The sequence below is a fragment of the Paenibacillus sp. 32352 genome (assembly GCF_002042965.1).
Taxonomy (GTDB): Bacteria; Bacillota; Bacilli; order Paenibacillales; family NBRC-103111; genus Paenibacillus_S; species Paenibacillus_S vulneris.
Genome location: NZ_MZNT01000005.1, coordinates 164,155 through 177,853 on the forward strand (window position 1 = coordinate 164,155; position 13,699 = coordinate 177,853).

Sequence of the window (13,699 nt, forward strand, 5' to 3'; positions counted from 1 at the left end):
AAGGATGGCAAAAAAAGACGCATGCGTTGAAGCACACGTCTCCTTCTCTCATCAAAATTGCGAACGCAGTTTTTCAACAACGGCAACCGTATGCTGCCATTCCTCTTCCGAGATCTCCGCTTTACTGTATTTCGCTTTTTCGAATACAGCCAACACCTGCTCCAGGTCGGATTTCATCCATTTGCTCTGCTGGGACCAGCGGCGCATCGCTTCGCGCAGCGTTTCATGCTCGTACCGCACGTAACCGTTGCGGCGGCATATGCGCAGCAGTCTTTCGCATTCAATAATAACCTTTTGCTTTAATAAGGATGCGCGTCTGCGTTCAAGCTTCTCTTGTATCAGCTCCACTAGCTGAAATTTTCGAATCAGAAGCACAATAGCGGCTGCCGCAATCACTGCAGCTACGACCACACCTGCAACATGTCCATGCCGTTCAAGTACTGTCGGTTCAGGCTCTGACGGCGTAACCTCAGGAACGACGGAAGGCTCAAAGGAAATTTCTTCGGTTTGAACTGCCCGAGGCAGCGTAAATCCGGAGGTAGGCTCGAACGGTACCCAGCCCCACCCACTGAAATATACTTCTACCCATGAGTGCGCATCCGCATTCCGCACCGTATACACTCCCGCGGCGTCCGGGTCCATAAGTGATTCCTCGCCGAACATGCCGAACATTTCGTCTATATTGGACGATTGCCCTGAGGCGTAGCCCTTAACCCAACGGGTCGGAAGCCCTACCGAACGGGATAGTACAGCCATAGCAGAGGAGTAGTAATCGCAATACCCTTCCTTTATTTCGAACAAAAAGCGATCCACAAAGTCCTTGCTGCGTCCTTTACTTAAATCAGGTTTATTCGTATAGGGATAATTCTCTCGCAAATATTTTTCAATAGCTTTGGCTTTATCGTAAGGAGTCGGCGCATTCTTCGTAATTTCTGCGGCGAGCTGCCGTACCCGGCCGGGCAATTGATCGGGAAGCTGCAAGTATTCCCCCATATCGCTCCGCACAGACGTATCGGTGACCTTCCTCAACCCTTCTTCATCGATGATGGGCATTTGCGAAACAACCGTATACGTTTTCGGATAGCCTTGGTTGAGGGCAGCGTTCAATCTGAGCTCCGATTGTGAAGGCGCCCATAGCAGGGGCTCGAAGCCGGTTTTTCCTCCATTGAGATCGGTGACCTTCTGAATATCGTACGCACCGAATAATACGGGGTACACGTCCTCGGACAGTACACTTACGGTCTGTTTGACCTCAATCGTCTTCATCTTGCTGCCTGCACTTCGGGGATCCGAAGCCAATATGGCATCAGGACGTACCGCGGTGGCTGCGGCCCGTTTATCATTATCCCCTAATTCCCAGCCCTTTCCGGTATAGTTGGCTCGGGTTTCCCCCCTCCAATAACTGCGATGCGTGGTGTCCACGGTCATAACAGGGGTGTAGTCGAACTGAAACCCGCTGCCCAGAGCAGCATCACTCCGGCTATAACCGGAAGAAGTATCGCCGGAAGAGGCTGCAACCTCGATCCCTTTACCGGTAGTAAAATTAACCGACTCCCCGCGCATCGTCCTCCAAGCTGTGTAGGGGTCTGTGACCATTGGGCCCACTTCAGGCATAATAGCTCCAACCACCACAGTTAGACTGATCAGCGAGACGATGGGAATGGCAATCGAGGCCGGGTAATCCGCCAGATAGCTCCAGGCCGTCGGGTCTTTCTTACGCAGCTGCTGGAAATGGCTCAAGATCAGTAAGAACAATCCGCATCCGATTGTTATTGCGACCTGCGGCCACAAATAAACGCTCGAGAAGGAATCTCGAATACACATGATAATGACGGTGGCCAGCATCAATACGTAGACGCGCCACTTGACCTCTACCCACCATATGAAAGCAAGATACGCCACCCAGGCCGCCAAGCTGAACCAGAGATAAGGGGTAAGCTGGTACAAATTTAAAAATAACCGCGATGAAAAAAAGCTCTGTACCGTCATGTTCTCTATGACTTGATAGGAATACAGCACCTGCTTATTGATGACAATAATGAGCAATAGCTGGACCAGACTCCGCAGCAGCCAGTGGATTCTGGAGAAGTGCTCCAGAATGAGCGTTGCCAGCAAGGTCAGCTCTACAATGACAACCGTCTCTGGCAGCCAGAGATGATCCTCCTTCATGAACCACAGCACATACTGCAGCAGGAATATGCCTACCAGCAGTACAGTTAACCTGTGGGGCCATTCATGGAACAACAGCCGCCGCCACCAGGATACTCGTTCGTTCATCCGCTCCGACCTCCCAACAAGACCGGAAGCTCACTTAACGACTGAATAGCGTATCCGGCAACGCCTATGGACTGAAGCTGCTTCAGCCACTTCTCTTTATTAGCCGGGTCTGTGCAGAGCCACATGTGGCATGGATTGAGCTGCAGCTGTTTCATCAAGCTGATGATTTGCAGCATCGGCTCGCCGTAGACAGGCGTAATCAGTGCTATAAAGCTTCCTGGCACCAGATTTTGCGCTTTTTCCCTTATGACCTGCTTCAAGGAATAATTCCCGTCTGCTTCCACTTGGATAAAATGCTGCTGCACCGTTTTATGTTGATTTTGTCCCGGCTTTGGCTCGAAATACACATCGTCCGCCCCGGTAGACAGGAGTCCCAAGGCAAGTCCGCGGGTCGTCCCGTATTGAAATAAGGAGGCGGCAACCGATACCGCCAGCTCGAATTGATCCGGATCGTTATACCCCTTGCGTTCCCTATCCAGAATAAGATAGGTCTTCGGAAGAGACTCCCTTTCAAACTCCTTGGACTTCCACGTCCCGGTCTTCGCTGTCGCATTCCAATGAATTCTGGAAAGGCGGTCGCCATATATATATTCTCGTACGCCGTTAATCTGCGTCGTTTCCCTGACAGCCCGGGTCGTTGTGGAATGATGGTTGGTACCCTTCATCATCTGGTGATATTGCTGCCACTCCCGAATCGCTATGGTCTGCGGAAGAACGACAATGCTGTGCGGCAGCTTTAAATTCCCGCTGTGCTCGAACAAGCCGAAGATATCTTCCGTTACACATTCCGTCATTCCGAAGCTGTACATGCCCCTGCGCAAGGAAGGGGTACGGTATTCCCATTCGCCCCGGCGGCGCCAATCGGGAACGATCGTGGCCTCGAATTCGAGCTCCGTTCCATTCTTGTGAAACAGCCGATCCTTCACAAATATATACGGCATCGGCCAAAATCCGGGGATCTGCAGCTGAATCGTTACGCCCAAGCTGCTTCCTGCTTCCAACGTTCCCCCATGATCAATATTGCTCAGGATTCTTGTTCCCTGGGTTCGCTTAATCCCGCTCCATTGGCCCAGCAGCAAATAAACGCTTAGAAGACTTATGATGACAAATACCATTAGCGCCAATTTCCCGCCCTGAAACAGAAGGAAGCCCAAGCTGATAAGAAAGCTGGCCAGCACCGCCCAGAATTGCTTGCTCAAACGCTGCCTCTCCGTCAACTTCTGCATGACCGATCCCCTCATCATGCTTATTTCTCCAGACGGATCGGTACTCTAACCTGCTGGAATACAGATTGCAGCACAGACGGTACCGTCGTTCCATCCATTCTCGCTTCCGCATGAAGCAAAATGCGGTGGCCCAGCACGTACGGCGCCAAGAACTTGATATCGTCGGGAATGACATAATCCCGTTCCTGCAACAGCGCGTATGCCTTGGATGCTTGAACCAAAGCCAGCGTAGCCCGAGGACTTGCCCCGAGGAAGATAGCCGGGTGCTCCCTGGTCTGGCGGGTAATGGCTACAAGATACGCTGCTACCGCATCATCCAGATGAACCTGCTTGACGCGCTGCTGGATTCCCTGGATTTCCTCTACTTCCGCGACAGGCTGCAGCAGTTCGACCGGGTGAACGACACTCTGGGATTGGATCATTCTGGTCTCGGTGGCTTCATCCGGATAACCGAGACTGAATTTCATCATAAAGCGGTCGAGCTGAGCTTCCGGCAAAATATAAGTCCCTTCAAAATCAATCGGATTTTGCGTTGCCAGCAGCAAAAACGGATTCGGCAGCTCGTGAGTTACCCCGTCCACCGTAATGTGCCGCTCTTCCATAGCCTCAAGTAAAGCCGATTGCGTCTTGGTGGTTGCCCTGTTAATTTCATCCGCAAGCAAGATATGGGTCATGATCGGACCCGGACGAAAAATAAAAACTTCATCCTTCGGATGATATATAGAAACCCCCGTAATATCCGTCGGGAGTAAATCAGGATTGCATTGGATTCGCCTAAATTGGCCGCGGATCGATTTGGCCAGCGATTTGATCAATACAGTCTTCCCTGTTCCCGGTACATCTTCGAGCAGCACGTGGCCTCCCGCCAGCATCGCTGTCAAAAGAAGCTTAATCTCATCCGTCTTGCCGAGGATGCAAGATTCCAAATTCGCTTGAATGCGCTTTATAGTCTGTATGTCTTCTTTTACGATAGGCTCCATGATCCTGATCCTCCTTGAGGTATTCAAAAAGTGTAGGTTTTTACCTATAGTGGTCCTCATTCTATTCTACAAGATTCAAAAAAGGCAGTATACATGTAAAAATGCTAAATTTGTTTGTAAAATTACACATTTTGGTACATTTTCTTCCTGTTGCTTGCCGTTATACCTGCTTAGGTAAGCTCTGCACCAAAAAAAATACTCCGGGAAGCATCCCGGAGCCTAATTTGCCAACATTCGTGTTGTACGAAAATCAAAGTTTTTTTATGGGGACTAAACCTGGTTATCCTTTCGGTCTGCAGACAAGGGCTGCCAGGAAGGAAAAGATGATCGCCGCGGAGATCCCTGCGCTAGTCACCTCGAAAATACCGGTAATAATCCCAATCGCACCGTGGAGCTTTAGCTCCTGCATAGCGCCATGAACTAGGGAATTACCGAAGCTCGTAATTGGCACTGTAGCGCCTGCGCCGGCAAACTTGATGAACGGCTCGTACAGCCCAACCCCATCCAATACCGCTCCCGCCACAACCAAGGAGCTCATGGTGTGAGCCGGAGTCAGCTTGCCTACATCCATCAGCAGCTGCCCAACAACACAGATTGCACCTCCAATAACGAACGCCCATACAAAATGCATGACTGTATCCACGTTTATTCCTCCCCGCTTTCTATGGCTACCGCATGAGCGATACATGGAATGCTTTCGCCTTGTTGGAACGATAGCGGAGATAACAAGGCACCGGTCGCTACAACCAGCACTCTCTTCAATTCACCCTTGCGCAGCTTTTTCATAATATGTCCATACGTAACGACGGCGGAGCACCCGCAGCCGCTGCCTCCAGCCATTACGGCCTGCTTATTCACATCAAATACCATGAGACCGCAATCCTTATAAATAGTTTGGTTCATCGGAATCTTATGCTTCTCCAGCAGCTCGCATGCAATTTCATAGCCTACGGAAGCCAGGTCGCCTGTTACGATAAGATCGTAATAGCCCGGCTCCCGCTCAAAATCCCGAAAATGAGCCTGTATCGTATCTACAGCGGCGGGTGCCATAGCGGCCCCCATATTGAACGGATCCTTAATTCCCATATCCACAACCCGTCCTATGGTTGCGCCTGTCACTACTGGTCCCTTGCCATGCCGGGAAATTACGGCGGCTCCCGCTCCAGTTACCGTATATTGTGCTGTGGGAGGCTTTTGCGAGCCATATTCGGTCGGATACCGGAACTGCTTTTCCGATGTACAGTTATGGCTGCAGGTTCCGGCCATAGCGTACTTGGCGGAGCCGGAGTCAACAATTAATGAAGCCATTGCCAGCCCTTCCATCGAGGTGGAACAAGCGCCGAATATGCCGAGATAAGGAATGGACATCGTCCGGGCGGCGAATGTGTTGCTTATAATCTGGTTCATAAGGTCGCCGCCGACATAAAACTGGATTTGTTCTTTAGTAAGTCCGGCATTCTCAATGGCAAGCTTGCCTGCTTCCTCCATCAGCTTTCGTTCAGCTTTCTCCCAGCTATCCTGCCCTAAGGTAAGATCGCCGTGAACAATATCAAAATCATTCACAAGCGGACCCTGGCTCTCGTCCGGGCCTACAACCGTAGCCGTAGCCTGAATGACAGGCTTGTTGCGGAATATCCAGCTTTGATGACCCTGCAGCATCCGATTACCTCCCCATTCCCAAGAGTAAATGAATGATCCCGATCACGAAAGCAGCGACCGTTCCGAATACAATAACCGAACCTGCAAGCTTGAACATATTGGCACCTACGCCAAGCACAATCCCCTCACTCTTATGCTCCAATGCTGCGGAACACATGGAGTTGGCAAAGCCGGTAACCGGAACGGCCGAGCCCGCTCCCGCCCATTGAGCGATCTTGTCGTATACACCGAAGCAGGTTAGTACGACGGAGATAAAAATCAGGACGGCAACCGTAGGATTGCCTGCCGTCTTCTCGGTAAATCCGAACACTCTTATAAAAAGCTCCATCAAGGCCTGACCGATAATGCAAATAATCCCTCCGACCAAAAAAGCTCTAAGGCAGTTTTTCACCACGGGTCTGGGCGGTTCTTTTCTCTTGGCCAGCTCCTGATATTCCTCTTGGGTCCACGTCATTTTTTGCTTTGCTTTTACAGCCATGGTTCCACATCCTTTCTCATCCTTGCGATGGAATGCCTTTAAGAAGTCGACTTTATCGTTTCAATACGGGAATGAGATTGACAATTTCCTTACGAAGCAGTCTTGCGCACTGCTCATACATCATTTTGGCCTCGCTGCTGTTGGTCGCCAATCCGTACAGCGAGATGTCGGCTTCGCATTTTTTCAAGTTGGCCAGTAACAGAAGCTTCTCATTATTGGCCGGTACCTGAAGCATGTCGTCATACAAATCCACATAGAGCGATCCGTAAGAATCTACCTGGCCGAGAAATACATTATCTTTGGTAACCCCTATTTTCTCCAGCTCCGCCTGCAGCCATGCACGGCTGAAACCAGCGGTAGCCAACGGCTCGTCCATAATGTTGCCGTCAATAATGACCGTCTGCGGCTCCTTCTCCGGCCCGACTTTAATGCCCAGCTGTTTTGGAGTTAGGGGCTGGTTCTCCTTCTTGAGAAGCACATTAAGCTCACCGCTTGATTCCAAAACGGCAAACTCCACATCCGCGATGTTAAACACACTCTTTTTCCGAAGCTGCTCCAACAGCTCATCCGCTGTGTAACGCTCTTTCCTGAGGTTTTTCCCCATAACCTTTCCGTCCTTGATCATAACCGTCCCATTGCCTTCAAACCATTTGCGAAGGGTAACGCTTTTCAAGGAAACGAGCTCTATGGTGAGCGGCACCAGGAACCAAACGAGTAATGCAGTAATTCCATGCGTATAATGGTTTTCCAAATCGGTAGAAATAAATCCTGCCAGCTCCCCTAACGTGATCCCGGTTATATATTCAAAGAAGGTGAGCTGCGATATTTGCTTTTTTCCAAGCAAACGAGTGATCAAGAACAGCATGGCAATTGCGCCCAACGACCTTAAAGCGATATGTAGCCATTCCATTTCCATAGTCTCCTTTTCAAACGAGTTACTTTACTAAACAATTATTTGTCAAAAGGCGCAGCGTTATAAAAGGTTTGCGGCCTTAGTTTTTTCCAATAGTTTTCCCATTTTGTTACAGTAATTAGATGTTTTTTTCCTGCGCAAATTAGTAGAGGACTTGAAGAGGAGGTGAAACAAATGACAGTAGCATCTAACGTAAAAACGACCCTGGCATCCTTGAAAAGTGCACAAGCAAGCTTGGAAACTTTCGCCCTGAGCACTCAAAATCAAGAAGCAAAGACGATGTTCGAGCAAGCCGCTAAAACCACTCAATCCGTAGTGGACCAAATCAACGGCCGCATTCAGCAATTGGAAAACGAAGAACCTCAATATAAAGGTTTCTAATGGGCCAAATCCATAATAAAACAGCCTTCTTTCCCTGCTACATTTGGGAAAAGGCTGTTTTATTTTTGCCCGATTGCCTTCATCTTCACAATAAGACGACAAACAAAATTAGCAATAATATGAAGAGCACGAGAATCATAACCAACGAACTAGACTTATCCATCCGGTTTTCGGCTCCATTCTTGAATCCTATGCACGCTGGGATGCATGGTTTATGGTATGCTGGGACGAATTGTGTTGGGTTGTGTATATGCCTATACCGAAAAAAATGTTATAATAAGTTCATTGTTCACGTTAACATAAACTTATTTTGCGGGAGGCTCTCATTTATGACTATTCAAACCCATGAACAGCTTGTTTCCTTCGTGCAGGAGACCGTTCGAAACACCCAAGTTACCGACATACATACCCACTTATTCGCCGAATCCTTTGGGGATCTGCTATTATGGGGTGTGGACGAGCTCCTTACTTATCATTACTTGATTGCTGAGACATTCCGCTTCCGTTCCGACCTTTCCTATGATGCTTTCTGGAAGATGAGCAAGCAGGAGCAAGCAGATCTGATCTGGCAGACGCTCTTTATCGAGCATTCGCCATACAGCGAAGCTTGCCGCGGTGTAGTTACTGTTCTTCACCGGCTTGGATTTGATCTGAAATCCCGTGATTTAAACTCTTATCGCGAATATTTCCGTAATGTCAGCTCCGCCGAGTATATCAACCGTATCCTGGAGCTGGCCAAAGTAAAAACCGTTGTGATGACGAACGATCCTTTCGATGCTTATGAGCGGAGCAAATGGGCGGAGAATGTCGAGCAGGATCCTCGTTTCCTTGCGGCATTACGGATTGATCCGCTGCTTAACCTTTGGGATACAAGCTGGTCGAAGCTGGTTGAGCAAGGCTACGACGTCAAACAGGATTTGTCCGGAAGCACCATGGAGGAAATTCGCCGTTTCCTTAAAGATTGGATCGCCAGAATGAACCCATTGTACATGGCCGTTTCTTTGCCTAACGACTTTGCTTACCCGGAACCTTCTGTACGAGGACGAATTATTGATGAATGTATCGTGCCGGTGGCACGCGAGGCGGGCATTCCGTTTGCCATGATGATCGGGGTGAAACGCAAGGTCAATCCATCCCTTAAGGATGCGGGAGATAGCCTGGGCAAGAGCGATATCGGTGCGGTTGAACGTATCGTAAGTAAATATCAGGATGTCAAATTCCTCGTGACCATGCTTTCCCGTGAGAATCAGCACGAGCTGGCCGTTACAGCACGTAAAAATCGCAATCTGTTAGTCTTCGGCTGCTGGTGGTTCCTGAACAATCCAAGCTTGATTGAGGAAATCACGCGTATGCGTCTTGAGCTTCTGGGCGGCAGCATAATTCCTCAGCATTCGGACTGCCGTATTCTTGATCAGCTGCTGTATAAATGGGATCACTCCCGTGAAATTATTGCTAAAGTGCTTTGCGACAAATACAGCGATTTGCTCGCATCCGGATGGAGACTGGAGGAAGAAGAAATTCGCCGTGACGTGGAGGATCTTCTCGGGGGAACATTCTGGAAGTTTCTTGGAAAGCCAGACCCGGCGCTTTCCCGTTAAGCCAATCTAAGCAAGGCGTCCCTACGATGTTGCGGGGGACGCCTTTTTTCCATTGATATGCTCTCGCTTCTTAATACAAATGCACGTATTCAGGCTGATGCTCCGGCTGCTCCGTTACTCGGGTACCGTCTTCAAGCAGAAGCCACGTATCAAACTCTTTCCTGCCCTCGTGCATCCGAATGATTCTTGCCCCTCGCTGAAAATCGTCACGCCCATACGTGTTAAACCCTGTAGCCCGGCCGTAGCACAGCCGGATGCCCTGCTTCGTTCCCCAGTAATCGTTAAGATGGTCATGACCGGCAAAGGTGCCCATCACATCTCCCATTTCAACCATCGCGGAGAAAAGGCCCGTATTAATGCGCGGACAGCATACCCTTTCATTCTTACTGCCGTAGCAAACCTCCTGCTGCCATACCTCATTATACTCCGGCAATGGTATATGGAAGAAGGCCAAGGATGGCAGCGGAACGCCGTTATTGGACCTGGTTCTTTCTCTCGACATTCCTTCATACCACGACACCTGATCCCGTCCAATCCATCCGTAGCCCTTTACATGGGAAAGCGGCGATACACTGCCGGAATCAAAAAAATACAGCGAAGCTGCCGCATGGCCGCGGGCATCGTTGACGGATAGAGCATAATTGCCGATTCCCCCGATATCCTCCGGTCCTGCTTCCGCTAATGCGAATTCATAGGGCTGAACGGCTTCCATTAATGCTTCTCTGGTGATTTTGGCTTCGGAATCATGATTACCGAATACGACGGCCCAAGGGATTTTGTCGCTATCCACGACCGAGACAGCCCTATGAAACCTTTGCAAGGGATCGTCGCAATGCTTGTCTTCGATCACATCACCCGTGAAGACGACAAGATCGGGACGTTCCGTCTCCAGCACCTTTTTCATTAAGGAAAGCGTCCGGTCGTCGGCCTCCCCTCCGGATTTCATATGAACGTCTGTAAATTGAACGATGGTGAATGTACCGTCTTGACGAAAAGAAAGCGATTGCTTCAAATCGATCTTCCCCTTTATGTATTGGAATGAAATGACTATGACGCATTCCTGCTCATTGTATGGCGGACTTCATGTACTGTCAATTTATATTTCATTGGATAGCTAGGAGCCCGGGCACTAGGGGCATAACACCCCCGGAAACTGGGAACCTTGGCTTCGAAGCCGATTTTGACGGCTGACGGGAGAGTCTCTATATTTACAAATTATGGTAAAATAGAAAAAGAAGCAGAGGCTTATAACAAGCCCTTGCTTCCTTTTGTAACCAATTCCTTTATTACTGATTCATCGCGCTGCTCAACGCAGCTTCATCTACAGGCAGCTTGCCTCCGCTAATCAACGTAAGGATCCGTTCTATTATCGTCACCGCCTGTGCCCGGTTCGTCGATTCGTCTGGAGCCAGTCGGCCGTTATCCAAGCCTTGCAGGATTCCTTTCTGCACGGCCGTCTGCATAGCAAAGGCAGGTGTAATGACTGTATTCGGCTTTTGCAGCTCTTTGCTCGCTGCACGGACCGCTATGTCCGCAATCTCCGACCGTGGAATCGGCTCGTTCCAAGCCAAATCGGCCTGCGTGATGTATCCTGCCTTCCTTAACGCATCCGCGTAAGGCTTGTACCATGAATCATCCGCCGCAGCCGACGCTACGGGAAGCCGCAGGGCGGCTGCGGTCATTTTGGCGAACTCGGCACGGGTTACCGTGCCGTCGGGCCGGAAGCTGCCGTCGGGGTACCCGTCGGCATAGCCTTTTTCCACAGCGGAGGCAATCGCCGCCTCCGCCCAGTGACCGGCCGTATCGCTCAAGGAGCGAACGAAGCCGGTCACCGCCTCGGGCACGGTACGGTTCACGTACGTGCCGTCGCCCAATTGTCCGGACATGTTGCCTCCCCATGTCCACACCGTGCCGTCCGCTGACATCGCAGCGGAATGGGAGCTCCCGGCGGCTACGAATGCCGCCCCCTGGATGCCCTGGGTCTGCACGGGACGCGTGCGATTCGTCTTCGTACCGTCGCCGAGCTGGCCGAAGGTATTCAGCCCCCACGTCCACACCGTGCCGTCCGATCGCACGGCCAGCGTATGGAACGCTCCGCCTGCAATCGCAGTGACCTTGGTCATTCCGGTAACCTGAACCGGGATCAGCCGATTTGTCGTCGTGCTGTCGCCCAATTGACCGAACCCGTTATAGCCCCATGTCCACACCGTGCCGTCCGATTTGAGGGCAATGGAATGATTCTTTCCTGCCGCAATCGCTTGTATGCCTTCCAAGCCAACGATTTGCTGCACCGTACGCTTTAACAGCGTCGTATTATCCCCCAGCTGGCCGTTGCTGTTATCCCCCCATGCCCACACCGTACCGTCATCGGCCAGTGCCAGTGCATGGTTGAAGCCGGCGGCAATAGCCTTGATACGCATCAGCCCTGGAATTTGTACCGGCTCCGAATGGGTCGTGCTGGTGTTATCGCCCTGCTGGCCGAAAGTATTGTCTCCGACAGCCCAGACGGTCCCGTCCTTGCGCAGAGCAATCGTAAACGCATTGCCTGCCGCGATGTCGGTAATATCCTTCCACCCGGCCATTGCCGAAGGAAGATTTCTTCCGAGGGAAGCCGTATCGGCTAACTGGCTGCTTAGATTTAATCCCCAGCCCCATACGGTTCCGTCACTATTCAGCGCAACCGCATGACCGGAGCCTGCGGCTAAAGTCGTCAGTTGAGTAAGTCCGGAAACCTCCGCAGGCTTATTCGTGCCGACGTTCTGTCCTTGCCCCAACTGACCGTATAAGTTTTCGCCCCATGACCACAGCTTGTTGTTTTTCCATACCATTGTAAATGCGTCCCCGGCAGCCAATGCTCTGGGGTTCTGGTTATTGACGTAGCTGTAATGTCCTTCCATTGAAGGATCCGGCGGCTTCACCAGTAAAGAAAATCTGGGCACCAGCGTAGGTAAAATCCGGTTTGCGGCGGCTCCGTCTCCCAGCTGACCCAAGGCGCTGTTCCCCCATGCCCACACCGTTCCATCCGATTTTACGGCAAGAGAATGGAAGTGCCCGGAGCCTATCAACACAACATCCTTTAAATTATCGACATATTGCTGAATAACGCTGTCCTTGTAATCCCCCGTACCCAGCTGACCGTAGTTATTCAGCCCCCAGGTGCTGACCTTTCCGTCCTTGTGAAGAACCACTGCATGAGAATTCCCCGCTGCAATGCCAACCGCATCGGTAACTCCAGTGACTTCAGCGGCAAACTTTCTGTCCGTCGTATTGCCGTTGCCCAGCTGACCGGAGACATTATAACCCCATGTCCACACTTTGCCGTCTTCCTTCAATATCATGGAGAAGTTGCTTCCGGCGGCAATCGCCTTGGTATCATATGTGTAATTGACCCTGGTAGGCCGGTTCGTCTTGCTTTCCGTGACAGAGTCCCCTGCCTGCCCATAGGTGTTGTCCCCCCATGCGACGACCGTTTTGTCTGTAAGCAGAGCAAGCATATGGTTACCGCCTGCCGCAACCGCGATGACATTCGTAGGATAATCCAATTGATTCGGTTTGAGCTTGTTCTCATTCGTGGAATCGCCCAGCTGTCCCTTCTCATTGTCACCCCAAGTGACTATGGTTCCATCCTTTTTGAGCGCGATGGAAGAATTATTGCCTGCGGCAATCGCTGCGACATCCCGCAAATCCGGAATTTCAAATGGCACAGGACGGTCCTCCAACGTTCCGTCGCCGAGCTGTCCTTTATTATTTTGACCCCACGCCCACACCGTTCCATCCTTGCGCAATGCGAGGGTATGATTCATCCCGGCCGCAATCGCCTTAATCTCGAACAGCTCTTTCACCTGATTCGGAGCATAGCGAAATACGTTCGGACCCGTTCCTAGCTTACCGTGAAGGCTATCTCCCCAAGTCCATACCGTACCGTCGCTTTTGAGAGCCACCGTATGGCCTAGGCCGGCTGTAATTTGTACCAGCTTCAAGGCCGGATTAACGTCCTGTGAAGCTGCGGGCGCTGTGGCTCCGGCTGAGGTCGATCCCCCTGTATCGGAGGATTCCTCTGCCCGTACCAAACCAGCGCCAAACAGTGCTTGAAGCAGCAATGAGATAACGAAGATATAGGCAAGTTGATGCTTCCATTTTGTTTTCCGAAATTTTCGAACCATTTTTCACACTCTCCTCCATTATAG

Annotated in this window: 11 protein-coding genes; 2 read left to right on the forward strand and 9 right to left on the reverse strand. The window is 50.8% G+C overall.

From position 1 onward, the window contains the following. Window positions 1–51: 51 nt before the first annotated feature. From B1728_RS13865 to B1728_RS13895, 7 genes are all read right to left on the reverse strand, one after another. On the reverse strand, window positions 52–2,277 hold the full coding sequence (locus tag B1728_RS13865; protein ID WP_079910819.1) for a transglutaminase TgpA family protein: 2,226 nt from the start codon (window positions 2,275–2,277) through the stop codon (window positions 52–54). Next, on the reverse strand, window positions 2,274–3,503 hold the full coding sequence (locus B1728_RS13870) for a DUF58 domain-containing protein (protein ID WP_256865347.1): 1,230 nt from the start codon (window positions 3,501–3,503) through the stop codon (window positions 2,274–2,276). The genes B1728_RS13865 and B1728_RS13870 overlap by 4 nt, the downstream gene beginning before the upstream one ends. A gap of 20 nt (window positions 3,504–3,523) precedes the next feature. Beyond that, window positions 3,524–4,483, reverse strand: a complete 960-nt coding sequence (locus B1728_RS13875) for an AAA family ATPase (protein ID WP_079910820.1) — start codon at window positions 4,481–4,483, stop codon at window positions 3,524–3,526. A 280-nt stretch (window positions 4,484–4,763) separates the two neighbouring features. Beyond that, window positions 4,764–5,114, reverse strand: coding sequence for a stage V sporulation protein AE (spoVAE, locus tag B1728_RS13880; RefSeq protein ID WP_079911052.1), 351 nt, complete (start codon window positions 5,112–5,114; stop codon window positions 4,764–4,766). A gap of 14 nt (window positions 5,115–5,128) precedes the next feature. After that, complete coding sequence (gene spoVAD / locus B1728_RS13885; protein ID WP_079910821.1) at window positions 5,129–6,142, reverse strand: stage V sporulation protein AD; 1,014 nt, start codon at window positions 6,140–6,142, stop codon at window positions 5,129–5,131. A 4-nt stretch (window positions 6,143–6,146) separates the two neighbouring features. Then, on the reverse strand, window positions 6,147–6,620 hold the full coding sequence (gene spoVAC, locus B1728_RS13890) for a stage V sporulation protein AC (RefSeq protein WP_079910822.1): 474 nt from the start codon (window positions 6,618–6,620) through the stop codon (window positions 6,147–6,149). Between the two features lie 52 nt (window positions 6,621–6,672). Then, window positions 6,673–7,530 carry a DUF421 domain-containing protein gene (locus B1728_RS13895; RefSeq protein ID WP_483310979.1) on the reverse strand — a complete coding sequence of 286 codons (858 nt, stop codon included), beginning with the start codon at window positions 7,528–7,530 and terminating at the stop codon, window positions 6,673–6,675. 177 nt (window positions 7,531–7,707) lie between these two features. On the opposite strand from B1728_RS13895, the gene B1728_RS13900 reads away from it, so the two are divergent. Together B1728_RS13900 and B1728_RS13905 are read left to right on the forward strand one after the other, a co-directional pair. Then, entirely contained in the window at window positions 7,708–7,914 is a 207-nt protein-coding gene (locus B1728_RS13900; protein ID WP_079910824.1) for a DUF1657 domain-containing protein, read from the forward strand. Between the two features lie 329 nt (window positions 7,915–8,243). Continuing rightward, window positions 8,244–9,512, forward strand: coding sequence for a glucuronate isomerase (locus B1728_RS13905; RefSeq protein ID WP_079910825.1), 1,269 nt, complete (start codon window positions 8,244–8,246; stop codon window positions 9,510–9,512). Between the two features lie 70 nt (window positions 9,513–9,582). On the opposite strand, the gene B1728_RS13910 is transcribed toward B1728_RS13905, so the two are convergent. Together B1728_RS13910 and B1728_RS13915 are read right to left on the reverse strand one after the other, a co-directional pair. After that, window positions 9,583–10,524, reverse strand: coding sequence for a metallophosphoesterase family protein (locus tag B1728_RS13910; RefSeq protein WP_079910826.1), 942 nt, complete (start codon window positions 10,522–10,524; stop codon window positions 9,583–9,585). A gap of 274 nt (window positions 10,525–10,798) precedes the next feature. Beyond that, a complete protein-coding gene (locus B1728_RS13915) occupies window positions 10,799–13,675 on the reverse strand; it encodes an RCC1 domain-containing protein (protein WP_079910827.1) in 2,877 nt (958 codons plus the stop codon). Between the last annotated feature and the right edge of the window lie 24 nt (window positions 13,676–13,699).

Excerpts from the sequence above, each read along its gene's own strand:
- B1728_RS13900 (WP_079910824.1), top strand. The coding sequence starts at position 7,708 with ATGACAGTAGCATCTAACGTAAAAACGACCCTGGCATCCTTGAAAAGT.
- spoVAD (WP_079910821.1), bottom strand. The coding sequence starts at position 6,142 with ATGCTGCAGGGTCATCAAAGCTGGATATTCCGCAACAAGCCTGTCATT.
- B1728_RS13865 (WP_079910819.1), bottom strand. The coding sequence starts at position 2,277 with ATGAACGAACGAGTATCCTGGTGGCGGCGGCTGTTGTTCCATGAATGG.
- B1728_RS13875 (WP_079910820.1), bottom strand. The coding sequence starts at position 4,483 with ATGGAGCCTATCGTAAAAGAAGACATACAGACTATAAAGCGCATTCAA.
- B1728_RS13915 (WP_079910827.1), bottom strand. The coding sequence starts at position 13,675 with ATGGTTCGAAAATTTCGGAAAACAAAATGGAAGCATCAACTTGCCTAT.
- B1728_RS13870 (WP_256865347.1), bottom strand. The coding sequence starts at position 3,503 with ATGCAGAAGTTGACGGAGAGGCAGCGTTTGAGCAAGCAATTCTGGGCG.
- B1728_RS13905 (WP_079910825.1), top strand. The coding sequence starts at position 8,244 with ATGACTATTCAAACCCATGAACAGCTTGTTTCCTTCGTGCAGGAGACC.
- spoVAE (WP_079911052.1), bottom strand. The coding sequence starts at position 5,114 with ATGCATTTTGTATGGGCGTTCGTTATTGGAGGTGCAATCTGTGTTGTT.
- B1728_RS13895 (WP_483310979.1), bottom strand. The coding sequence starts at position 7,530 with ATGGAATGGCTACATATCGCTTTAAGGTCGTTGGGCGCAATTGCCATG.
- spoVAC (WP_079910822.1), bottom strand. The coding sequence starts at position 6,620 with ATGGCTGTAAAAGCAAAGCAAAAAATGACGTGGACCCAAGAGGAATAT.